Below are 24622 nucleotides of genomic sequence, written 5' to 3'. Positions count from 1 at the left end.
GGGCGTAGCCCATGGTCGGCGGTCGGCGGTCAAAAACCCTCACACGCCATTGCATACCCGCACCGCTGCGGCTATCTTTGCGCGCTTACCATCAATCCTATGCCGACACTTCAAAAAACGATTGTAACAGCATTTATCGCAGGAGCGCTTCTCACTCCTTTTGCCACACAGGCGCAAAGTAAAACGAGGAAATTACCGTTCTTACAGGAGGAATGGTCGAAGGACTACCGGCCGTTTCGGATTGCCGGAAACCTGTATTATGTAGGGACTTATGACCTGGCGTGCTACCTGATCGCCACGCCCAAAGGGCACATACTGATCAACACCGGCCTGGAAGAATCGGTACCGCTCATCCGCAAGCACGTGCAGGCGCTGGGCTTCAAATTTGAGGATATCAAAATTTTGCTGGCCACCCACGCGCATTACGACCATGTGGCGGGCATTGCGGCCATCAAAAAGGCTACCGGTGCCAAATTCATGATCCAGGAAAAAGACGCCAAAACCATGATCGACGGCGGTGCATCCGATTACGCATTGGGTAGCCACGGCGCCACTTTCGAGCCCGTTCAACCCGACCAGCTGCTGAAAAACGGGGAGATCATCAAACTGGGCACCATGCAGGTAAAACTGTTGCACCACCCCGGCCATACGCCCGGCGCAAGCAGCTTTTCGTTTACGGTAAGGGATGAGAAACGTGCTTATAAAGTACTGATCGCCAATATGCCGAGTATCCTGGACGAAACCAAGCTATCCGGCATGCCCGGTTATCCCGAGGTTGGCAAGGATTATGCAAAAACACTGGCTACCATGAAAAACGAGCAGTTCGATATATGGCTGTCGTCGCACGCGAGCCAGTTTTCCCTGCACGAAAAACATAAACCGGCGGATCCATACCGCCCCGAAGCGTTTTTTGACAAAGCAGGTTACGATAAGTCCCTCGCTGGCCTGAAAAAACGTTATGACGAGAAATTGAAACAGAAATAACCAGTGCGCCTGACTAAGCCGGAGAGAGTGAATCGACATTCTCTCCGGGCAGAAAAATGTAAAACGTCGTGCCGCTTCCCTCTTCGGTTTTAAACCAAAGCTTGCCGCCGTGCGCTTCCACGATCTGCTTGGAAATATACAATCCCAAACCAAAAGCCTGTTCTCCGGCCGTACCGGGGCGCCGGGACGCTGTAAACGGATCGAAGAGATTGGGAATGGCGTCTTTCGGAATACCCAGCCCGTGGTCCTCCACGGATATAGTAACGCCCTTTTCCGATTGCACGGTGTTAACACGGATCGTCTCGCCTTCCGGACTGAACTTGATCGCATTCACGATAACATTGTTCAAAACCCGCAGCAGCTTGTCGGGATCGGCATTCACGACCACCTGCGAAGGGTCGTCCAGAATGAGCCGCTGGTTTTTTTCGGCAGCGCGGAAGGTCAGCAAGGTCACTGCGTGGTCGAGGAAAACCGGTAAATCGACCGGCTTCTTGTGCAGCTCGGTTTCTTTGAAATCAAAATCCGTTTGGAGCAAATCACTGATCATATGCAGGCAGGTTGTGCTCGATTCCCGGATCAGCTCCACGTACTGGCGTGCCTCGTCGGCGGTCGTATCCTCATCTTGCAGCAGCGAACATAATGCATTAATACCCCCGATCGGGTTACGGAGGTCATGCGCGAGAATCTTGATCAGCCGCGCGTAGTTCTGATTGCTCTGCTCCAAAGCGTCGGTGGTCGATTCAAGTTGCCTGAACTGCATGGTCAGCACGCGATTGGTCTTTTTGCTCAGCTTCCAGTTCCGCCAGAGCACGACAATGCTCAGCAACGTGAGCACACACACCGCCACAGCCAGCGTGAGCATCTGGGCATTATATCGGGATTTCATCTCAGCCGAAATGAGCTGCTGATCTTTGACGGCATATTCAATGTAATCGATTCCCGAAACCCGGTCTATCTCGGCCTGCTCTTCGAACAGTTTCAGCAGTTTCTGGCTGTAAATGAATGCCTCTGCATTCTCCTTCCGGCTCACGTGGTAGTCGTACAGCTTCTTGCACACGTCGCGGGCGTACATGCGGTAGTTTTTCCGCTCCGCCAGTTCGAGCGCCTTAATGTAAAACTGAATAGCCCGGTTCCGGTCTTCTGCCATGTAATGGTCGCCGAGATCCAGCAAAAGGTCCATGCTCAGGTAGTTAAGCTCCAATTCCAGAGCTTTGTTGAGCGTCTCTTCCAAAAATGCCAGCCCTTTCTCACGTTGCCCGGTGTCGATGAGTTCCGTAGCCCTCAGCTGATCGATCGCCAGTTCGAGGCGGACGTCGCGGTACTTTTCGGCAATGCCGTATGCACGGTCAATGAGCGCCCTCCGGCTGGTACTGCTGAATTTCTGAGGGTACAGCAGCATGTAATTGTAAATCACCAGCGCCGTAATCGAATCGTGCTCAATGCGGTCGCCGAGCGCCATCGCCCGATCGTAATTAGCTTGTGCTTTGTCGTGTCGCCCGCTGATATTGTATACCGAACCGATATTCATGAGGGTCTGCACGATGTTCGACGAATCGCGTAGTGTAACATATTGGTTATACGCATCATTATAATAGCGCAATGCGAGCTGGATATTGCCTTTGATGTCGAAAACTACGCCGAGGTTATTGGTCGCGTCGGCCCGGCCTCTTTCGTAATCGTTCCGGTAGGCTATCTGCCTTGCTTTCAAGGCATAGTAAAGCGTACTATCCGCATTTTGTTCATAGAAAAGCAGGGAGATCCGGTTTACAACATCCACATAGTTTGAGCTGTCGCGGATGGCAGGAAGACTCATTTGCAGCTCACGGATTTTGCTAACCTGCGCCCAAACCGAGTGGAACGGTCCCATGAACACCATCAAGCAAACAAAAACCCCTCTGATGTAACAAGTTAGCGCCATAATAAGTCCTGAATCACTCCGAATAAATATTACAAAGTTTCGATTTAAATCCAAGAAAAATAAAAAATGCGCCCTTGGGAGGCGCACCCACCATCGCCGGGGCGCAGGATTCATCCCGCCGCCCCTTCCGACAGTGTTTCAGTCATCGGTTTTAGTTAAGATCTGATCATCAATCTTATCCGTCGATTCAAATCGGCGGGAATTGATTCATATTTCTAGTCGTCTATTCTTGTCCATCGACTCAAGTCGATGGGAATTGATTCATAGTTCTAGTCGTCTATTCTTATCCGTCGATTCAAGTCGGCGGGAATTGATTCATATTTCTAATCGTCTATTCTTATCCATCGACTCAAGTCGATGGGAATTGATTAAAATTTCTACTCGTCTATTCTTATCCGTCGACTCAAGTCGACGGGAATTGATTAAAATTCAATCGTATAATTTCTAGCCGTCGACTTAAGTCGACGGGAATCGATCGATCGATTAATTGATTAATAGCCGGGATTTTGTTTGAGTTGCGGCGATGAGTTCAGTACGGTTTGTCCGATCGGGAAAATCTCGGTGTGATTGTCGGCGTCGGCCGTTTTGTCCCACCAGGTGCCTTTGTTGAACACGCCCCAGCGGATCATATCCGTGCGCCGGCGGCCTTCCACTAGAAATTCACGCCCCCATTCGTCGAGCATTTCCTGGTCGGTTAGCTGGCTGCCGTCGGCTTTGTACAGGCTTGGTGAGCCGGCCGGGTAGTTACGTTTGCGGACTGCATTCAGCAATGCGGCAGCGCCGGCTTTATCGCCTGCACGGTACTTACATTCTGCCAGTGAATAGTAGATTTCCGCGAAACGGATCTCCGCATAGGCCGAAGCAATCTTGTTCAAATCGTCGCTCGGATAGAACGGATATTTCACCGGGAAAATACCCGAGTTATTATCCGCATTGTTCATATTCGAAGTCTTCTCGGCGATCGGTGTGCCTGGCTTCGCATCGAGGAACTTGCCCACCTGATCGCGGAAGTACAATGCATATGGACCTTTGAAACCACGAACGGTATCAGGCTTACCGGCCGAATTGGTGTAGGTCAGGTAGCCATGCAGGAACATACCTTCGCGCTTGCTGTTGCCCAGGTTTTTGTATTTTTTCAAGCGGACGTCATCCGGGTATTTCTGAAACTTTACGAATGGTTTGCCCAGTGCATGGGGATATTCCTTTCCATCGACATCGAGACCAGGCTGCATGGCATATTTAGGGTTGGCGTTTCCAAAATCGGTGAATCCGAAATAACTCGGAGCCAGGTTGGGCAGCATCCAGAAGTACATTCCGCCATCATATTGCCAGTGCGTAAGCCCGAAACTGCCCGGGAAGCCGAAAACCGTTTCTTTGGAAGTGGCATTGTTATAATCAAACGGCGCATCCCAGCGCGATTCGAGGGCATAAGTACCATATTTTCCATCGATCATTTCCTGGCAAAGCTTCGCGCAGTCGGCGAAACGGTCGGTACCAGTGTACACTTTCGAATTGAGATACAACCGCACTAGCAGCGATACCGCCCCACCCTGCGTCCAGCGGCCTACCGCATTCGCGCCCAGGCTTTGTACCGTCGGCAGTTTCGGCAGCGACTCCTTCAACTCCTGCTCAATGAATGCAAATGCCTCCTGAGGCGTAACCTGCGGCCCGCCGGTGGTTTCGCCTTTTACCTTGGTCACGATCACGATATTGCGGTAGAAATCGAGCAGGCGAATGTTCAGCCACGCGCGAAGCGTGCGCAACTCGGCGATCATACCGTCGAGCTCCGCCTGGGTCATGTCGAATTTCGAGGGGTCTTTGATACCCTGCAAGTCTTCCAGCGAGTTCGTGGCGAGTGTCACGCCGCCGTACAATGCATTCCATGGGTCGGCGGTGAAGCCGTCATTGGGCGTCCAGGTGTGGTAATGCACGCGCTGGAATTGCCCGCCGTCGAACCAGTCGCCCTGGCGGTTCGGTGTCATGATCTCGTCGGAGCTGTTTTCCTGCAACATAAACGTATTACCGCCCTGGATGCTCCAATAGCTGTGTTCGAATGCACGCAGGAAGTCGCGAGTTACGTCTTCGCGGGTTTGGAGGAAGTTGCCGGACGTAATCCGGTCGTACAGCTCCTCGTCGAGGTTGGTACAGCCCACCGTGGCGAGCAACAGCATGCTTGCCCCGATTCTGGATGTGCTTTTTAATATATTAATGCTTTTCATTGTATTTCAAAATGTTAGAAGGTAAGCTGAACGCCCAGCAGCAATTGGGTGGTCGACGGGTAGTAATCGAGCGTACCGTTGTTGTCCGGGTTTTTATTTACACCAGGGTACAAGCCGTTCACGTTGATCAGGTCGGGATCGCCGCCTTTGAACTTCGTGAAAGTCACCAGGTTACGGGTAGTCGCGTAAATCCGCACCGATTGTAGGAATTTGGTCTGAACCGGCTGGGTATAGCTCAGCGTCACGTTATCCACTTTCAGGAAACCGCCTGGTTCGAGGAAGTAATCCGACAGCGTAGAATACGTCGATGGACTCGTCAGTTTTGAATACTTGCTGCCGTCGTAGGCCGATTTCAGCACATTGGCATTCTCCTGCGTGGCAGGTGTGCCCAGGTAAAATGCGTACGTATTGAACAGCTTATAGCCAAACGCACCGCGCAGGAATACGCTCAGGTCCCATTTTTTGTATTTGAAATTATTGGAAAGACCCATTGTAAACTTCGGCAGACCGTTTCCAACAAACTGCTTGTCGTCGTTCGTAGCCTGGTTGCCAGGGATCACCTCCCCTTTTTTGTTGTACACCAGCAATGCACCCTGCTCGTTTACACCAGCCGATTTGAGTGCATAGAAGCTACCGATGCGGGTATCCTCCTGCAAGCGCTGCAATGTACCCGGACTACCCGGTGCCGGCATACCGACTACATCCACGTACTTCTGTCCTTTGAAAAGCGCATTCGAGAACGAGACGAATTTGTTGTTATTATAAGCACCTGTGAAACCGAGGTCATAAGAGAAATCGCCTTTACGCAGTACCGATGCATTCAACTGCAATTCGAAACCGGTGTTGCGCATGGTGCCCACGTTCGCAAATGTCTGCCCCTGGATATTCGGCGGGTTGGACACATTATAATTACCCAGCAAATCGCGGTTGGTGCGGATGTAGTAGTTCAAGCTACCGGAGACTTTGCTTCCAAAGAGTTCGAAATCCACTCCGGCGTTGAAGTTCGCCGCCTTTTCCCAGCGCAAATCGTAGTTCGTGTTCTGGCTCGGCCCCCAAACCTGGTAGTTGTTGCCATTATAAAGGTAATAACCATAGCCGCCGTAAGTATCGAGCGAAAGGTAATTGCCGAAATCCTGGTTACCCGTCTCGCCGTAATCCGCACGTACTTTCAGTTCGTTCAGCCAGGGAATGTCTTTCAAAAAACCCTCCTGGGTGGCACGCCAGGCTACGGAAGCCGCCGGGAAGTAACCCCATTTGTTGGAATACCCGAATTTCGAAGAACCCTCGCGGCGCAAGCTGGCCGACAGGTAATATTTCTGGTCGAAATCGTAGTTCAAACGACCGAAGAACGCGATCAGTTTAGAAGAGTTTTTATAAGACCCCACATTGTTGATCCCCTGCTGCAAGTTCCACAAACCGCTGCCCAGGTTATTGTAGGTCAGCACATTGGAAGGAAAGTTCTCGTTTTTCGCATTGAAACCCGACGACGTGAAATACTGGAACGAATACCCGCCGAGCAACTTCACGGAATGCTTATTCAGATCAAGATAGTAGTTACCGATCCACTCGAAGCTCTTCTGGTCGTTTTCTTCCAAAATCTGCTCGCCCGTGTTGCGTTTGCTGCCATTGATAACGGTGGTTAGCGTCGAAGGCGTAAACAAATACCGTCTCATCGAAGAATTGACCTCCCCGATCGTCACCACCGTATTCAGGTTTTCGAGGATATTGATTTTGGCTGAGCCGTTCATATCCAGGAGCTTGTACTCGCGGTCCGATTTGACGCCCTTCGCGACTTCAACCGGGTTGTTGGCAAAAAATCCGGATGTCAGATAAGCATATTTGCCGGCTGAGTCGCGTATAGAGAGCGTCGGGTTCAGGGTCAGTGCGTAATTAAAACCGCTGTAATCGGCATCGCTGTTCTTGGTATAGCGTGGCGCAGCAGTAAATGCCAGTTCGACGAGGTTATTGGCCGTCTTGTGGTTGATATTGATCCTTCCGCCATACTCGCGCTTGCTCGAACGGAGGTCGAGGCCGCTCGCATCGCGGTAATCGAGGGAAGTAAAATAGTTGGTTTTGCCATTACCACCCGAGAATTGGAGGGTATGCTTGTGCGAAAACGACGGATTACGCTTCACTTCGTTCATCCAGTTGGTGTTACCGCCGAAATCGACACCACGCTTGTGAGCCAGGAAGTCGTCTTTCGAAAGCACCTCCAACTGGTTGGTAGCCCAATCGAAAGTAGTGTAACCGTCATAGAATATACGTGAGTTTTCCGAACCTTTTTTGGTCGTGATCACGATTACACCATTGCTTCCGCGGGTACCGTAGATGGCCGATGCCGCACCGCCTTTCAGAACGTCGATCGACTCGATCTCGTTCTGGTTGATGTTGTCGATATTACCGCCCGGTACGCCGTTGATCACAAACAATGGCCCCAGGCCCGCGCTACGCGACGATGCCCCGCGCAACTGGATGCTGGGCGAAGAGTTCGGGTCGGCCGCAGCCGTGTTGGCCACCGAAAGCCCTGCAACCTTGCCTTGGATGGCCATGAGCGGGTTATTGCCGCCTACGCGGAGCAAATCCTTGCCCGAAAGGTGTGTAATCGCGCTGGAAACCTCTTTTTTATTCAACGAACCGTAGCCGATCACGACTACTTCGTTCAGGGTTTTCTGGTCTTCTGCCAGATTTACTTCGAGGTAAGTCTTGCCGGCGAGGGCAATTTCCTGGGTTACGTATCCGACATTGGAGATCACCAGTGTGGCATTTGCGTTGCTGACTTCCAGCTTAAATGTTCCGTTAGCTTCGGAGACTGTTCCGTTGTTGGTCCCTTTTTCAAGGATCGCTACGCCGGGCAAAACGTCCTTGGAATCCAAAATTTTACCCGAAATTTGCACCGTGTTCTGTGCGCTGGCTTGCCAGGCCGAAAGTATCAGCACCAGACAGCCCAGCCAGGCAGTTGCCCGTGCCAGAGAATGTCCGACCGGCAGCAGGCGTCGGCCCAGACCGGTAGATTTGTATAATTTCATTTTCATGAAGGATAGTTAGGTGAAAGGCTCCGCAGCGTTGTTACTTTTTAACTATAATATTGGATTAATTAAGACTGCCGCGAAGTTCAGGGTTTAGCGGATAACGGTGTGATCGTTTTGTCTCAATTTTGAATCAAAATGTCTCACCCCTGATTTTTATGACTTAACTAAGATTTTAGTGGATATCTTTACATATTGGTTGTGTCGGGTCGTGTGTTTATATGTAGCTTAAATTGGTGAGAATACTAGTTTCCATCCTGTTTTTTCTCTTTGCTGCCACGCAGGCAGTTGCGCAGGATATTCCGTTCTATTTCAAGAACTACCAGGTTTCCGATGGCCTTTCGGGGAATGCCGTAGGTAAAATGGTGCAGGACAAAAAAGGCTTTATGTGGTTTGCGAGCCGCAATGGCCTCAACCGCTTCGACGGCCATAATTTCCGGGTTTTCCAGAGCATTGCGGGGGATTCGCTGAGTATCGGCAGCAATTCAATTTTTGCATTATACGAAGATACCTCCGAGAAACTCTGGGTAGGCACGCACCGAGGCGTGTACCGCTACGATCCCGTCGCCGACCGCTTCGACCCGTTCAAACTGATCCCCGCCGGCGAGGTGCTCGAAATCCGCGGCGACCGTAACGGCAATATCTGGATTATCTCCGATCGTACATTGTACCGCTACCATGTCCGCACGGGCCGTGTGGCGCGCATCAGCTTTGGCAACGACCAGCCGGTATCGCTGCATATATCGCCCGCCGGGGCGGTGTGGGTAGCGTGCAGCAATGGCGTGGTGCGGCATTATCACCAGGATACCGGCCGTTTCGAGGCGTTCAACATGGAAGAAATGTCGGGCATCCGGGATGTTTACGGCTCCACCACCGTGCACGCGGTAGGCGACACGGCGCTGCTGGTCGGCACGATGAAAAAGGTCCTGCTGCTGAACTTTGTCAAAAAACAGGTACGCGACCTCACCGCCGCCGGTTTGCCGGACGGGGATGTTCAGGTGCATACTATTTTCCAGAAAAACGACCGCGAGTTCTGGCTCGGCTCCGAATCGGGGCTCTACATTCTTGACCTGGTCGCAGGACGATCGCAACACATTGTGCGTGAGCAGTTCAACCGGTATTCCATTACCGACAACATCGTCAACTCCATCCTGCGCGACCGCGAGGGCGGAATATGGATTACGACGCAGTTTGGCGGCATCAATTATTACTCGACCCAGTTCAACAACTTCCGCAAGTTTTTCCCAAAACCCGGCAACAGCATCAGCGGCAGCATTGTGCATGAGATTACCGGTGACAAAAACGGCCATTTGTGGATCGGTACCGAGGACGCGGGCCTCAACCGCCTCGACATCCGAACAGGCCAATTTAAAGCATTCCTGCCCGACGGCCGGCCGGGAAGCATTGCCTACCGCAACCTGCATGGGATGGTAGCCGACGGCAACGAGCTCTGGATAGGCACCTACGAGCACGGCCTCGACGTGATGGACCTGCGCACAGAGCGGGTGGTAAGGCATTATAACCTGACATCCAGCCCCCGGTCGCTGAGCAGCAATTTCATCGTGACCATCTATAAAACCCGCTCCGGTGATATTCTTGTGGGCACGTGGGGGGGCCTTTGCCAATACAACCGCAAGACCGACGATTTCACGCGGCTGCCCTTCTTCAATGCGCAAGTCCAGAGTATTCACGAAGATGACGAGGGGACGATCTGGGCGGCGAGCTACGGAGGTGGTGTCCGGTATTTTAACCCTAAAACACAGAAAAAGGGACATTTACAATACAGCGCCGATCGTCCCGGCGGCCTGCCCGACAACTACGTCAACAGCATTTACCAAAGCTCCGACAAGAGCATCTGGCTATGCACTGAGCACGGTCTTTCGCGCTACAATCCACAAACGGGGCAGTTCCGCAACTACCGCAAGACCAACGGCCTGCCGGATAACCAGGTTTTCCGTATCCTCGAAGACAATGGGGGTAATTTCTGGATCACCACCTCGCGCGGGCTCGCGAAGCTCGACGGCCGTACCGACCGTTTCACCAACTTCCGGATGGGCAATGGCCTTCCCACCGACCAGTTCAACTACAACTCCTCGTACAAGGACGCGGACGGCACACTGTATTTCGGCACCGTTGCGGGAATGGTGGGCTTCAAGCCCTCGGAGTTGCTGCGGAATGCCTTCGTACCACCGGTTTACATTACCCGGTTGCAGGTCAACAACCGCGACGTCGATATCCGACAGGAGGACGCGCCGCTGAAACAGTCGATCATGTACGCCAGTGAGCTTACCCTGCCCTACCAGAGTTCGAGCCTGAGTTTCGATGTGGCGGTGCTAAGCTATGTCATTCCCGAACAAAACTCCTACCAATACCAGCTCGAAGGCCTTACCAGAGAATGGGTGCCGTTCCATGGCAACCGGCGGATCCATTTTTCCAAATTGCCGCCGGGCGATTACACATTAAAGATTCGAGGAGCCAACAACGACGGCCTTTGGAATAACCGTGAAACGAGGCTGCGCATCACCATTCTGCCGCCTATTTGGGCCACGGGCTGGGCATGGCTGTTTTATGTGGTGCTGGCAGTGAGTATTATTGTGGTGATTTTCCGTTACTATTTTCTCGCCCTCCATGAAAAAAGCCGGCGGCAGATCGAAACGATCGAAATGGGGAAAGAGCGGGAGATTTATAATGCCAAGATCGACTTTTTTACCAATGTGGCGCACGAGATCCGCACGCCGCTGACGCTGATCAAAATGCCGCTCGACAAGCTGCTGGCGACCAGGAAGTCGGATCCCGAAATGATTGAGAGTTTGAATATGATTGATAAAAACACCTCCCGACTGATTGACCTGACCAACCAGCTTCTCGACTTCCGCAAGGCCGAGGCTAACAATTACAGCCTTAATTTTACCAAAACCGACATTAACGACCTGCTGGGCGACGTTTTTTCCACGTTCCGTCCGGCGGCCGAGCAAAAGCAATTGCAGTACAAACTAGAACTGCCTCGCATTACCTTGCAGGCATTTGTGGATGAAGAGGCTTGCAAGAAAATCACCAGCAACCTGGTGAGCAACGCGATTAAATATGCCGAAAGCAGCGTCAAAGTAAAGCTTTCGCCGTTCAACAGCGACGATTTGCTGTTCCACATCGAGTTCACCAACGACGGCCCTCTGATCGGCTACGACGACCGCGACCGCATTTTTGAGCCGTTCTACCGCGCCGAAGGCAATAGTAAGGAACAGGGAACCGGCATCGGCCTCCCGCTAGCGCGCTCGCTGGCAGAACTGCACAAGGGCACGCTCGAACTGAAACGCTCCGAGCTCGACCAGAACACCTTCCTGCTTTCAATTCCCATTCACCAGGATTATGAACTGGATTTGAACAGGGACGCCGACGAACCGGCAGACGCCGATAGCCCTCAAACGGCCGAGCAAGCGAACCCTAACAAGCCTAATGTGCTGCTGGTGGAGGACAACACCGAAATCCTGGGCTATCTGGGCCGCGAGCTGGCGCTGGAATACAACATTTTCAGGGCCGGTGACGGCCGGCAGGCCATCGGTCTGTTGCAGGAAGAGAATATCCATCTCGTGATCAGCGACATTATGATGCCCGTAATGGACGGCATTGCGTTGTGCCGCGAAATGAAGAACGATGTGCGTTTCAGTCATATCCCTATCATCTTACTGACGGCCAAAAATTCGATCAGTTCGAAAATCGAAGGACTGGAAGTGGGTGCCGATGCCTATATCGAGAAACCGTTTTCGCTCGATCATTTATCGGCGCAGATCAGCAACCTGCTGCAAAACCGTGACATTATCAAGGACTACTTTGCCCGCTCGCCGCTTACGCACATTAAGGGCATTGCTTTCTCGCGCGCGGACAAGGATTTCCTCGAACAGCTCAACGCCATTATCACGGCCCACATCGCCGACAGTGACCTGGACGTGGATATGCTTTCTTCCAAAATGAATATGAGCCGCCCTACGCTTTATCGGAAGATCAAGGGTATTTCCGATATGACGCCCAACGAGCTGATCAACCTTTCGCGCCTCAAAAAAGCGGCTGAACTGCTGGCAGAGAAGAATTACAAGATCAACGAGGTGGCAGACATGGTTGGATACAGCGTGCCGACCAACTTCTCCCGCGATTTTCAGAAACAATTCGGCGTAAGCCCGTCGGGTTATGTGAATGCATTGTGAGTTTCGGATGCGAGAAAGAGTTTGTTTAGATTGAAAATGAAGGAGTAACAAGCCAGGCGTGCGCTTTGGGCACTCGAACCTCCATCATGATTAGCATGGATCCGGAAACATCGCAGGCAAGCAGCACGCTCGTATCCTTCCAAAAGCGGCTAATCGCCTCAGCACTTTGGAGAAGGCCATTTCCAAGGCATGGATAAGCCGTCCGCGAGCTACTGGGCTTTGGAGCAAAAATCACGGTATTTGGGCCCAGAATTCTTAAAAAGCAGATTCTCGAACAACTCACCAGAGCGGCCGGGCAATATAATTTACCGGAAAAGCCGCTTTGATATCTCAGAGAATATTCCTGATCTCGTCAATAAGCCCGATGTATTGTTTCTTGATGTTCCGTCGCCGGTAAGCATCCGCGCCGCTCCAACTCCTGTCCCAGTTGGCGCTGCTGAACGACCATGCGTTGAGCCGGCTGAGCTGGTCGCTGAGTGATTTCAGGCTTTCGTTCAAGCTGCTGATGGCCCCGACGTTAGTGCTGAATGACATGCCTTTCCAGGCCACGTTTTCGGCAGCAGAGAATGGAATGGGGTACAGTTTGATGCCATGGGCATTACTGCTGAGTATTTTGTTTTCTTTGTCATATTCAAATTCGAGGTACCTTGCCCGTCCGGGTTTGGAGAAGACAGCCTCTTTATCGTAAATGGAGCTCAACCCGCCTTGCTGGGGACCAAAAGCCCAGATATCGCCGTCGGGTGTGAGCAGCGGCAGTACTTTGTAGAAAGGACTAAATGCGGTGTAGTTTTGCCCCTCAAAGTTGCATGTGCTGAGGGTATAGGCCTGGCGTGAGTCGGCATCAGAGCCCGCAATGGGCGAGCCGATGCTTTTGCCGTCTTTGATCAATCCCAGGCCCAACTCGCAATTCCTGAGGAAAGATACTTTATTCCACAAGGCATAAATAGCGCGGTCGGCCTCTCCCAGGCTTTGATAAATCTCCTGTGCCTTGGCGAAGTTCACCCCCTCGGCTTGCATTTTTCCTGCTGCGTTGGCAAATGCACCTGCGATACTCAGCGTAGTGACGTTCGGTTTTGACGGGTCCTTTCTCTTAAACTCGGTGATGCGCGACGAATTGGCGATGTAATAGAGCCTGCTGAGGGCCTGGTAGTCCTGCAACATCACCCGCAACTGCACTGCCTCCTCCCCTTCGATATCGTCAATGCTATTGTAGTAACCCTGTGCCATCCACGGAAATAGGTCGGGCCAGTTGCTGATCCACACGCCCAGCGGCACGTAGCCCTTCGTGCTCACCTCTTTTCCTGCTTTGGTATTTTCATTTAAGGCAAATGCTTCGTTCGGCAAGAAACCGGTGTCGGAGTTTGTCGCCAGGCTACCGAACTCCTCATCGGGCATATGCTCTTTGGGCTTCTTTTTCCTGGGCGGAATAAGGGTATCGATATTACTTTCTTCTACTTTTTCTGCAAACTCGTCTAGTTTTTTCTTGTCTGCCGGCTGGTCGGCTTGCCGCAGGAACTCGTCCAGCGTCAGGTCGGGGTTCTCTTTTCTGGCTTTATCGTAAGCCGAAGCCTTTGCCAATGCATTCAACCCATCCAGGTCTTTGATTTCACCTACTTTGCTGGCGATGTCATTCCCGGGTTTGGGTTTTACAAACTCTGGAATGGAAGGTGCGCCCTGGGTAATTTTCATGTCCGGCGCTTTGTCCATCACCTTCACCTCGGCCAGTTCACTGAATGACTTGTTCGCCACCTGATCAAACCACTTGTCGATCTGCGGACCAATAACCGAACCACTGCTATCGTGCGTACAATGCACGGAAACCTTCGCGTCCCCGCTCGATTGCCCGCCATCATAAGTAGCCTTCACCGCCACGGAGGCAAAGGTATTGGCGTACGAGAAATCAGCCTGGCCACCATATTTCCATGATTTCGCCTCGCTTTCGGCGGTCATGACCATCTTCACCCATCCAAATGCCCCCCAGGTGACGCCGATAACCAGACCATCGCCGAATTCGCGTGTAAACTTCTCCGACTTGGCTATCCAGTCAGTCACGAGTCCTTTCAAGGCCTTGTTTTGGGGATCATCGTTCCCGAAAACGCTCAACGGGTCCTTACCTGATTGGGAAGCCGCTTTCATTACTTCATTGTAGGCCTCCAACACTGCCAGTATACTTTGCCGGCAAGCCAGGTTCAGCCCTGCAATAAAACTACTCGCGGTAAGCTCTTCGAAATTGATATATTCCACTCCTCCCACCGCCATGGCGTTGTAGTTGACCGTCACCGACTTACTGCTCACGGCCGAAGATGCCCCTACATAAGCCGACAATGAGGATTTGAGCAAGCTTACCCCCGAAACCCCATAAGCGCCGGACATGCCAAAGGATCCCTGGTTCATCTGGTCCGAATAGACATAGCTGCTTTCGCCGGACATGGATTTTTGGGTTTCCTCCTGGGAAATCATCAGACTGATAGGGGCCGCTACCACGCTGGCGTTGAATTTTCCGGTAGCGGCATAGATCGTCGCCCCGATACTGACGCCGTACAGGGGATTAAGTCTTTCGGAATTACTCATGATGTATTTTCGAATAAATGGCTTAAAAATTACACTGAATGATGCTGCGGGCTATGGGGGCATCGAGGTAGTCTATGTACACAATGTTGGGCTGGGGTTTGTCTGCCCGAATCCGGTGCTCTGCCAGCACTTTGTCCAGTTCCGGATTGGCTTTTTCCGCTAGTTCTTCCACGGAGGAACCTCTCAGGAAAGTCTCGGCGTCGGGGGTAAGCGTCCAGGATAGAAGGAAGAAATAATCCTTACCCAATCCGCCGTATTGATCCAGTTTCGCCAGCTGGTCATGTTTCATTTTTTCCAGCGAAGTGGTTTTGGAATAGGAATCATACACCGTGATATTCGGCCCGGCATAGGCGTCTCCGTCGTGATACCGGAACCGCCCCGAACGGGCGCTGATGTGTTCGGGATAGTCAAAAACCAGGATAAACTTCCCCCGGCAATCGGCTAATGCGACTTCCGCCAGGTTGACGTCGTACCGCGAATGCGTGAACGCATACGGTCTGAACCGGATGTCGGCCAGAAACTGGTCGATCCGGTCTTTGATCTCCCTCTCATTGTGCCGGTTGATGCGGATATGGGAGAATTTGAGGATGAAGGTTTCCGAAGGATGCGACCGGATAAATTCGATCGATTGGTCCAGAACAGCCGATAACGGTTGCCCGTTACAGCCCGAATCGCCCGTTCTGTGGTAGGTAACGAGTTCGCCGTGATCATAATCCACGCGGATATCGAAATACCGAGAACCCGCTTGCAATTGCCCCAGGATGTTCAGTTTCTGGGTCTTGGAGATCCCGGGGTTGAGTTCGCCCCCAGCGCCGGGGTGGTCTGTCTGGGACATGCCTGCGTCGTGACTGCCCGGCATAACGATGCTGTTCAGTTTCATGTTGCCATCCAGCAAGCCCATCCAGGCCGCTGTATCCGTCGCAACCCCTCCCAAATCTTTATTGATACTTTCCGGGTATTGCGTTGCCATATCCCCCGACATCATACCAGAAACAACTCAAAAGTGATGTCCTGGTCGTGCCCCTTGAAACTGCCTTTGATGTCGTAACCCATTGCATCAGCGGGGTTGGGCGTCACGCGGTAGGAACTCGTCGCGCTGCCCATAGGATGGTTATAATAAAATTCAACAATAGTCTTTCCGCCGTCGGTTTCATAGACGACTGTTCCTTCCGGACCGACCAGCTCGCCCGATTTGTTGCTGCAAGTCCAACTGCCCGACGCTTGAATCGTGGTCGGGGGATCGGTGGTAAATTTGCCGTGCTTACGATCTTTGTTTTTGAAGGTCAACACCTTGTTGGTATTATTGTTGACTGTCATCTTCACTTTTCTGGTCATGGGTAAGGTAATGGTTTAGGTGAAACAATGGATAGGATAAGCGTCATTTGTAACCGCGCATTGCAATAGAAGTAATATTACATTCAAATCATAAATTAGTTTCATAAATCATAGCGAATTATTATTAACCGGCTGATAGCGTCGGCGGATCGCCGGATTTCAAGGCAGTCTGAATCGCTCATCTGAGAAAATCCATTTAATAAGGTTTGATTGCTTCCACCTTTTACCCAAAACGATCCTAACATAAACTGTCATAACGACAATTGCCGCATAAAAAAGTATTCGCACAATGTGCACAAAACGACGCTACGGATGAGTAGGAAAACCGATCATCCCGCTTTACGATGCATACTCCTCTATCTAACAAAATGTTCCGTTATCTCGAAAAACTGGCCTCATACCATTCTGAACTTGGTATTATAAAAGGCACTTCCTTTTTTATTGGCCGCATTTTGCAGAGCAATCGGCAAGTAAACCATCCCAAAGTAAAATATCCTATTCATTTAAGACCGAAGACAACGGACGAGAAGGTGTTTGTGCAGGTTTTTATTAAAAATGAATACAACGTCCCGCTGGGTTTTGTACCTGAAACAATTATTGACGGCGGCGCCAATATCGGCCTGGCCAGTATTTACTTCACAGCTAAATTTCCGAAAGCACAAATCGTAGCCATCGAGCCGGATCCCGAAAATGCGGCTGCCGTGATCGGTAATACGAAGCATTATCCCAATATTCATGTGAAGCAGGCAGCCATATGGCCCCGTCAAACGGTTGCGAAAATTTCAGATAAATTCGGTGTTGGGAAATGGGGAATTGTTGTCGAAGAATTGGATGATACTGATGCAGAAGATGCGGGAGAACCCAATACCTGTACCATCGATTCCGTAATGAAGGAGTTTGATTGGAAGCAAATAGATTTGCTCAAACTGGATATTGAAACCGCCGAAAAACAACTTTTCTCGGAGAATTACACAAGCTGGCTCCCCAAAGTAAAAGTGATTGTGATTGAGCTGCACGACTGGATGGTACCGGGTTGTTCAAAACCATTTTTCACGGCAATCAACAAGGCATTTACCCGCTATCGTTTCGCGCAGACCGGCGAAAATATCATCATTTATAATCTGGATCTTTTTTAAGCATTTACAAATGGCAAAACCCGGAGTTTCTCCGGGTTTTGCCATTTACAATTCGATAGCACGTGGGTCGCCGGGGCACCTATCCGATCGCACCGGCTTCGTGGGTAACCAGCTCGGCAGCGTCGTGCTCACGGGCGTTAACGGTAATATCGGGCGTGTGCTTCCACAAATTGGACAAATAACGCTTGTAAATCAGATACTTAAATATATTTCCATTCAAAACGGTGTCCATAACCCGCTTTCTGACCAGGCCGTTGAACATTTGCTTATAGCGTAGATCAAACCGTTCTTTTAATCTGGAATCACTGAAAAAATCGGACAAATTCACCTCCCTTGTTTTTTGATAAATGCCATTGGGAGTAATCATAAAATCGCCGGTTATTCTGTTCAGGATCTCAATATCCCGTTTTTGAAGGTGGATATACATAAATTCATCGCGGTGTATATGCCCTTCATCTAAAAAATAGCGGTAAAGGACCCCTTCTTCCCAGGCAAATATTTGCGAAGTATAATTATTGTTTCCCAGCTTGTCCATGCGGTACTGGAACGTGTGAGGAGCTACATCTGCCATCCAGGTTTGATTGAAATAACATCTCAAACCAAGATTCTGACCAACATATGGCAGTATACGCTCGTCGGTGCCCTGGTTCATATCCCAATTGAGAACCTCTCCTACTGTCGAATAATCAAAACATTTTTCATAAAGCCTGTTGCATGTTTCATTATTCCGGACGACAGTAAGATGTCCCCAACGTTGAATAATATCGTGCGTGTTCAGAATTTCAGGGGTGAGAAAATTCGCAAGCTTGCCAAAAAAAACATCCATATCGCAAAAACCCCAAAAGTCATATCCATCCAGATAGTCTTCAAAAATGGCACCATACAACGGCCGGTAATCGCAGAATTTGTAAGCGTTATTGATTTTTATCTTCATATTCAGCTTTGCCTGAATAAACTTTGCCAATGCTGCGATGTCTTCAAAATAAAAACAGCTTACATTGTCGGCAAGGTTCGAAGGAAGGTCATTATCACCGATGATCAGCCAGTTGAATTCAGGATTGGCTTTGCAGGTTTTCAGCCACAAGTCAAAGTTTGAGGGCAGCTTACCGAAGTAAGGTATTATAAAGACTATTTTCACAGCGACAGAGGTTGGAATGAGGGATGAGTAGTGATTCTTTCAAAATACAGCAGGTTAATCGTTCAATAACCATAATTATATTTCAAAAAGAATTGATGCGTGAAAAATAGCTATTTTTTTTCTAAATCAAATACTGCTCTTTATTTAAAAGTTTTACAATTTATTAACGAATAATCAAATAACTTATTAAACGGTTTTCACAAAAGAATAGGAGCTATTAATAATGCGCTCTAAAACTCTCGACAGCCCGCTCGTACCCATCCCATAATTATGTAACACGGGCTCAAAATTATGTAGCGAAAGTGGCGGGCAAACAGTGATCTTTGCAGCGTTAAAAGCTGTCTGTCCTGCCCATGAAAGGTTGCGTATTACTGTTGCTTACGATCTTTTGCCTGCTCGTTTCGGGCCGGCAGGGTTATGCATGCGGTAGTAAACACGCATTCGTTAAGAAAGAGACAAGGCACGTGCAGCCCCTGCGGAACTCCTGCCATACCCACCACGCATCGGGCCAGTGCCAGCAATGCATGCACCACTGCGGCGAATCCGGCTGCGATTGTGCGCACCCTGCCACCGCTTTTGCAGTGAAGACGCAGCCCGTCGATCTCTCCGAAAAGCCTTTCCACGGAGTGGGCAATCATATTTCCTGGTTTTTCCGGCAAGCGATTCCAAAGCCTGTTTACCTGGCCCTTTGGATGCCTCCCAATATAAGCTGCTAGGCGCCTCACAGCCACAAATGCGCCTGTTCGGGAATGCCTTTCTTTCCCCAAGGTCATTAAAAACTTTATAGCAGCTTAAACTCATTCCGATGAAATCAATGAAAATATTGATGGCGATGGCGCTATTGCTATCGGCCCTATTGTCACACGCCGCGATCAAAAACCCAGTGACTGAAAATGTAAAAGTGAACGGCTCCTGCGCGCTGTGCGAAACGCGTATTGAATCGGCCGCATTTGAAAAAAACATTTCCGAAGCGAGCTGGAACAAGGAAACAAAAGTTGCCTCGGTAACCTACGATAGCAAAAAGACCTCGCTCGATGCCATCCTGAAAAAGATCGCATTAGCCGGCTTCGATAATCAGAGCTACCTCGCGCCTGATAAGGCTTACGCGGAGCTTGAAGCGTGCTGCCGCTACGAGCGTACGGGCAAGAGTACGCCCGCGGAGGCCAAACCTGCTGCGCACGAGCACCACGCCCATGCGATGGACAACGTAGCAAGCCAACCGGCAGAGGCCGATCCGCTGAAACCGGTGTTGGAGGCTTACTATGGAATCAAAGATGCATTGGTGGCTTCCGACGGCAACGCTGCTTCGTCCAAGGCGGCCAGTCTGGTGAAGGCGATTAAAGATGTAAAAATGAATGAGCTCGGCCAGGAGCAGCACAATGTGTGGATGAAAGTGATGAAAGACCTGGATTTCGATGCGGACCACATTGCCGAAACCAAAGATGTAGGCCACCAGAGAGACCATTTCTCTTCGCTTTCGGAGAACATGTACAAGGTCATCAAAGCGGCGAAACCAGCACAGCCGGTGTACTACCAGCATTGCCCGATGGCCAAAGAAGGGAAAGGGGCGAATTGGCTCAGCCAGGTACCTGCCATTAAAAACCCATACTATGGTGCTCAGATGCTGAACTGCGGCAAAACCACCGAAACGCTCAAATAGTCAAACGGCTGTCCCGGCAAGTGTGGTTCAACACTTGCGGGACAGCTTCTCTTCTTAAAATCAACGCACCTGCTATGAAGGATTTTCAAAAAATCCCGCAGATAGCGCCTGTGATGCTATGGGCGGTTTTGCTATCTGTTTTTTCCAATACATTGTTTGCCCAAAAGGTCGTACGATACGACTTGTACGTAAAAGATACCACCGTCAATTTTACGGGTAAGCCCAAACGGGCCATTGCGGTAAATGGCCAGATACCCATGCCTACCCTGACATTCACGGAAGGCGATACCGCTGAAATCTACGTGCATAACGAGCTCGACGAAGAAACCTCGCTCCACTGGCACGGATTATTTCTTCCCAACCAATACGACGGCGTGCCTAACCTCACGCAAATGCCCATCAAGCCGCATACGACGCATTTGTACCGGTTCGCGATCATTCAGAACGGAACGCATTGGTACCACAGCCATACCGAGTTGCAGGAGCAGATCGGCATGTACGGCTCCATGATCCTTAACAAGAAGAAAGAACCCGCCATCCCGACAGTACCCATTATACTCAGCGAATGGACCGACATGAACCCGAATAATGTACACCGGATGCTGCATAACGCAAGCGACTGGTTCGCGATTAAAAAGGGTGCGACGCAAAGCTATTCGGAAGCGATCGCGCAGGGATATTTCAAAACTAAAATAGGAAACGAATGGAAACGCATGACGGCTATGGACGTCAGCGATGTATACTACGACCGTTTTCTGATCAATGGAAAGAACGAAAGCCAGCTCTCCCAGTTCAAGCCGGGCGATAAGGTAAGGCTGAGGATTTCCAACGGAGGGGCATCTACCTATTTCTGGCTCACCTACGCGGGTGGTAAAATGACGGTCGTGGCTACGGACGGCAACGACGTCGAGCCCGTGGAAGTAGACAGGCTGATTATCGCCGTTTCGGAAACTTACGACGTAATCGTGACCATTCCACAGGTTAAACCGGGTGCCGCGCCGGTTGCCTACGAATTTCTGGCTACTTCCGAAGACCGTACTAAATCGGCTTCGCTTTACCTTGGAGAAGGTGTAAAACAACTCGCATCGCCATTGCCCCGGCTGAAATACTTCGAAGGGATGAAAATGATGAACGGGATGATGAAAATGGACGGTAACCTGGACGACATGGGCATGAAAATGAGCCTGAACCAGATGGATATGAACGTGGTAATGTACCCGGAAATCACAGGTCCTCAGAAAAGCGGGAAAAAAGAGACCGGCAATATGCAGATGGACAAGCCGGGCATGAACGGCGGCGCGGGGCACGATCATGCCAATATGTACAACAGTAATGCATTGTCGTCGATCACCACGCTGAACTATGCCTTGCTCAAATCGCCGGAAAACACCTCACTCCCCAGAGAAGCGCCTGTGAAAGAGCTGCGCTTTACGCTTACGGGGAACATGAACCGCTACGTGTGGAGCATGGACAACAAGGTGGTTTCGGAAAGGGACAAGATCCTGATCAAAAAAGGCGAGAATGTGCGGATGATCATCTATAACAATTCGATGATGCGGCATCCGATGCACCTTCACGGGCACGATTTCAGGGTGCTGAACGGCCAGGGAGCCAATGCACCATTGAAAAATGTGATCGACATTATGCCTATGGAAACGGATACCCTGGAATTCGCTGCCACTGAAAGCGGGGACTGGTTTTTCCACTGCCACATTCTCTATCATATGATGAGCGGAATGGGCGGGATCTTTTCCTACGAAAACTCGCCTGCCAACCCCGAAATACCAAACCCGCGACTCGCGCAACGCAAGCTGTTCGCCGACGACCGGATGTTCCACTTCATGGCAGAAAACGACGTCGCTACCAACGGAAACGATGGCCAGGCGATGGTGCAAAATACCCGATGGAGCATTGGTTCCGAATGGCGGCTGGGCTATAACGACCACCACGGCTACGAGGTGGAAACACACCTGGGCCGGTATATCGGCAGAATGCAGTGGCTAATGCCCTTCATCGGCTTCGATTGGCGGTACCGGAGAATGGGGATGGACGAGGCGGAGAGCAACCTGTTCGGACAGCGGAATACCAAAGACCGCAGAGCGTTGTTCAGCGCCGGGGTGAACTATGTGCTGCCGATGCTGGTAACGGCCCAGGCAGAGATTTTCACGGACGGCAACGTCCGTTTTCAGCTGGAAAGAATGGATATACCCGTCTCGCGCCGGCTTCGGATGAACCTCATGGTCAATACCGACAAAGAATATATGGCGGCGCTCCGCTACATTTTTACCCGGAACATCGGCGCCACCGCGCATTACGACAGCGATATGGGATTCGGGCTTGGGCTTACCCTAAATTATTGATCTTTCCGCCAAAAAGCCTCACATCCCGCCCTCCACAATGCGAGTATTGCCGGAGGGCGGGATGTGAGGCTTTTTACCTGGCGCGTTATCCCACGGAAACAACACGCTGAGCCTCCACCGAGCGGGTATTCAACTCGATGTTTTTCACCGCTTTGTGTTTTCCGTCAATCAGGACAACTTTGTAAGAGCCGTCCGGCAGCTGGCTCAGGTCAAATTTGGTACGGGTGGCAGCGTCTTCTTTGTCAATGACCTTGGACGCCAATGTATGTCCGAATTGGTCGACGACGTTTACGGACACTTCTTTTTCTGCCTTAATAACATTCACTTCGATTTTTCCATTGGCTGTGGTTACGACCCAAAACCGGGTTTCAGTTCCTTCGCCGGCGAGGCTGGAAGCCGTTGTTTCCGATTGTGCGTAGCCTGCGGAAGAGAAGGCAAGAGAAGCTGTCAAAAAGAGGGATGCGATGAGCGTTTTCGTGGTTGCTTATGTTTAAATATGATAGTTTATCACCTGTCGGGAGCATCGTTACGCCCGACTTCCGATACAATGTTAAGCACCCGGTTTCGCCCCCCAAAATGGATTCGACGGATAGACACAGAACAACGACAGATCAGTTCAATTGCACTTTAAACAGCAGAAAATAAGACACTTAACCATAAAAATAGCCATTCATAGAGCAGAATAGGCGATTCATGGAGTAGCTACCGGAATTCATTGAGTACGAGGGATTTTGGTTACAAATTGCATAATTCTAATAATGGCGTAATTATCGGGCAATGTATCTTGGAATCCCCGTGGATTGTAGATACATTCAATCAACCATTCTATTCCGCCCCCCTCAGTGGTGAGTCAGACAGATATTACTTATTCATGTAAACATCAACTGATCATGGAAAACGTGAAAGCGATTGTGAAACAGGTTGTAAAGATCTGGCGTCTTTACAAAACCCAGCAGCTGGTACTGACAGCTGCAATGCGCGAGGAGATTCCGTTTCAACTCAGAACGTTGTTAAGCCGGGATTACATGATTTGTTCACTACTGAAAAAGGAAATGGCCAACTTCTACGACGGCCTGCGATGTTGCATGGGTGATATGTTTCGGCCCGACAGTGCCGGGAGCATCACCACTGCTACCGAAAGGGATATTCACGCAACCCTCGAAAGCATTGCGGTTGCCCACCGGCAGATCATCGACGAATACAGGGTGCTGCTGGACCTGGTCGAAGATTCCAATATCAACACCAACATCATACATCAGCATCGGAAGCAAATGGTCAAAATGACCGATGAACTGCTGATGCATGCCGAAAAAATGCATCCGGAAGCGAGGGAGCATGGCTATGCTTCGTTTTGAGACCGCCCAAAGCCCCCGACCCTGTTATGTCGCAATCGCCCCTGAGGATTGTCGTTTTAACCCACCGCGGCTTGCTTGTGAGCTGGCTACATTTGTTCAAAAAACATTGAGCTATGCGAAAATTGATCATGAAGATGTCGGTTTCGATCGACGGTTTTGTAAGTGATGCCAATGGTGGTAAAGATTGGCTTTTCAAAACGGGGGACGCCGAATCCCTGGCGTGGAGTGTCGGAAAAATCCAGGAAGCCGGGCTAATTATCATGGGCAGGAAGTCGTTCGAAACCATGGCTCCCTACTGGCCCACCGCGACCGGGCCGTTTGCGGCGCCCATGAACGAAATCCCCAAAGCCGTTTTTACCAGAAACGGATTCAAAAGAATCGGCACCGGGCAGGCGTCCAATGCGGATTCCTGGTCTCAGGCACGGGTTTTCGACGGGGATCTTGCCGAAGGGATCATGCAGCTTAAAGCGGAACCCGGAAAACCGATCGTCGCAATTGGCGGCGCGGAGTTTATGCAGAACCTTATCGCTACCGGCCTTATTGACGAATATCACCTGGCCGTGCACCCGGTCGCATTGGGCTCGGGATTCCCGATCTTTACTGGCCTCGGTATGCCGCTTTACCTGAAACTGATCGACGTAAAGTCATTTCCAGGCGGAATTGTGGTGCAAAGCTATGGATAGGCTGCTTGCGGTAAGGACAGCTAATAAAAATCGGATGC

Annotated in this window: 16 protein-coding genes; 8 read left to right on the top strand and 8 right to left on the bottom strand. The window is 50.7% G+C overall.

The window, feature by feature from the left end:
• Positions 1–99 precede the first annotated feature (99 nt).
• Positions 100–984: a subclass B3 metallo-beta-lactamase gene (bla, locus tag J2Y43_RS18800; protein WP_309985521.1), complete on the top strand. Its 885-nt coding sequence runs from the start codon at positions 100–102 to the stop codon at positions 982–984.
• A gap of 13 nt (positions 985–997) precedes the next feature.
• On the opposite strand, the gene J2Y43_RS18795 is transcribed toward bla, so the two are convergent.
• The 3 genes from J2Y43_RS18795 to J2Y43_RS18785 all read right to left on the bottom strand — a co-directional run bounded on the left by J2Y43_RS18795 (position 998) and on the right by J2Y43_RS18785 (position 8147).
• Positions 998–2851, bottom strand: coding sequence for a tetratricopeptide repeat-containing sensor histidine kinase (locus J2Y43_RS18795; RefSeq protein WP_309985519.1), 1854 nt, complete (start codon positions 2849–2851; stop codon positions 998–1000).
• A gap of 542 nt (positions 2852–3393) precedes the next feature.
• Entirely contained in the window at positions 3394–5121 is a 1728-nt protein-coding gene (locus J2Y43_RS18790) for a RagB/SusD family nutrient uptake outer membrane protein (RefSeq protein ID WP_309985515.1), read from the bottom strand.
• A gap of 14 nt (positions 5122–5135) precedes the next feature.
• Positions 5136–8147, bottom strand: a complete 3012-nt coding sequence (locus J2Y43_RS18785; RefSeq protein WP_309985513.1) for a SusC/RagA family TonB-linked outer membrane protein — start codon at positions 8145–8147, stop codon at positions 5136–5138.
• A gap of 236 nt (positions 8148–8383) precedes the next feature.
• Here J2Y43_RS18785 and J2Y43_RS18780 point away from each other — a divergent pair, with 236 nt between their 5' ends.
• Entirely contained in the window at positions 8384–12346 is a 3963-nt protein-coding gene (locus tag J2Y43_RS18780; RefSeq protein ID WP_309985510.1) for a two-component regulator propeller domain-containing protein, read from the top strand.
• Between the two features lie 330 nt (positions 12347–12676).
• Here J2Y43_RS18780 and J2Y43_RS18775 read toward each other — a convergent pair whose 3' ends face one another.
• Genes J2Y43_RS18775 through J2Y43_RS18765 form a run of 3 tightly spaced genes read right to left on the bottom strand, consistent with a single transcriptional unit; the run spans position 12677 to position 16252 of the window.
• Complete coding sequence (locus tag J2Y43_RS18775) at positions 12677–14917, bottom strand: hypothetical protein (protein WP_309985508.1); 2241 nt, start codon at positions 14915–14917, stop codon at positions 12677–12679.
• Positions 14918–14939: 22 nt separating this feature from the next.
• Complete coding sequence (locus J2Y43_RS18770) at positions 14940–15887, bottom strand: hypothetical protein (RefSeq protein ID WP_309985507.1); 948 nt, start codon at positions 15885–15887, stop codon at positions 14940–14942.
• An 11-nt stretch (positions 15888–15898) separates the two neighbouring features.
• Positions 15899–16252, bottom strand: coding sequence for an aegerolysin family protein (locus tag J2Y43_RS18765; protein WP_309985505.1), 354 nt, complete (start codon positions 16250–16252; stop codon positions 15899–15901).
• 344 nt (positions 16253–16596) lie between these two features.
• On the opposite strand from J2Y43_RS18765, the gene J2Y43_RS18760 reads away from it, so the two are divergent.
• Positions 16597–17388 (top strand): FkbM family methyltransferase, encoded by a 792-nt coding sequence (locus tag J2Y43_RS18760; protein WP_309985503.1) that lies wholly within the window; start codon positions 16597–16599, stop codon positions 17386–17388.
• 79 nt (positions 17389–17467) lie between these two features.
• Here the strand turns inward: J2Y43_RS18760 and J2Y43_RS18755 are convergent, their stop codons facing one another.
• The gene (locus tag J2Y43_RS18755) at positions 17468–18526 is read right to left on the bottom strand and encodes a DUF6625 family protein (protein ID WP_309985501.1); all 1059 of its coding nucleotides are present in this window, start codon (positions 18524–18526) and stop codon (positions 17468–17470) included.
• 353 nt (positions 18527–18879) lie between these two features.
• Between J2Y43_RS18755 and J2Y43_RS18750 the strand changes: the two genes are divergently transcribed.
• The 3 genes from J2Y43_RS18750 (at position 18880) to J2Y43_RS18740 (ending at position 22546) form a co-directional block, all read left to right on the top strand.
• Positions 18880–19242, top strand: a complete 363-nt coding sequence (locus J2Y43_RS18750; RefSeq protein ID WP_309985499.1) for a hypothetical protein — start codon at positions 18880–18882, stop codon at positions 19240–19242.
• 89 nt (positions 19243–19331) lie between these two features.
• A complete protein-coding gene (locus J2Y43_RS18745; RefSeq protein WP_309985497.1) occupies positions 19332–20186 on the top strand; it encodes a DUF3347 domain-containing protein in 855 nt (284 codons plus the stop codon).
• 74 nt (positions 20187–20260) lie between these two features.
• Complete coding sequence (locus J2Y43_RS18740; protein ID WP_309985495.1) at positions 20261–22546, top strand: multicopper oxidase domain-containing protein; 2286 nt, start codon at positions 20261–20263, stop codon at positions 22544–22546.
• Positions 22547–22631: 85 nt separating this feature from the next.
• Here the strand turns inward: J2Y43_RS18740 and J2Y43_RS18735 are convergent, their stop codons facing one another.
• Positions 22632–22997 carry a hypothetical protein gene (locus tag J2Y43_RS18735; protein ID WP_309985492.1) on the bottom strand — a complete coding sequence of 122 codons (366 nt, stop codon included), beginning with the start codon at positions 22995–22997 and terminating at the stop codon, positions 22632–22634.
• Positions 22998–23436: 439 nt separating this feature from the next.
• Here J2Y43_RS18735 and J2Y43_RS18730 point away from each other — a divergent pair, with 439 nt between their 5' ends.
• Together J2Y43_RS18730 and J2Y43_RS18725 are read left to right on the top strand one after the other, a co-directional pair.
• A complete protein-coding gene (locus J2Y43_RS18730; protein ID WP_309985491.1) occupies positions 23437–23901 on the top strand; it encodes a hypothetical protein in 465 nt (154 codons plus the stop codon).
• Between the two features lie 113 nt (positions 23902–24014).
• Positions 24015–24584, top strand: coding sequence for a dihydrofolate reductase family protein (locus J2Y43_RS18725; RefSeq protein WP_309985489.1), 570 nt, complete (start codon positions 24015–24017; stop codon positions 24582–24584).
• The last annotated feature ends 38 nt before the right edge of the window (positions 24585–24622 follow it).

The organism is Dyadobacter sp. BE31, from assembly GCF_031457695.1.
Classification (GTDB): Bacteria; Bacteroidota; Bacteroidia; order Cytophagales; family Spirosomataceae; genus Dyadobacter.
Note: the sequence above shows the minus strand (reverse complement) of the source record. Positions and strands in the feature narration are given on the sequence as shown.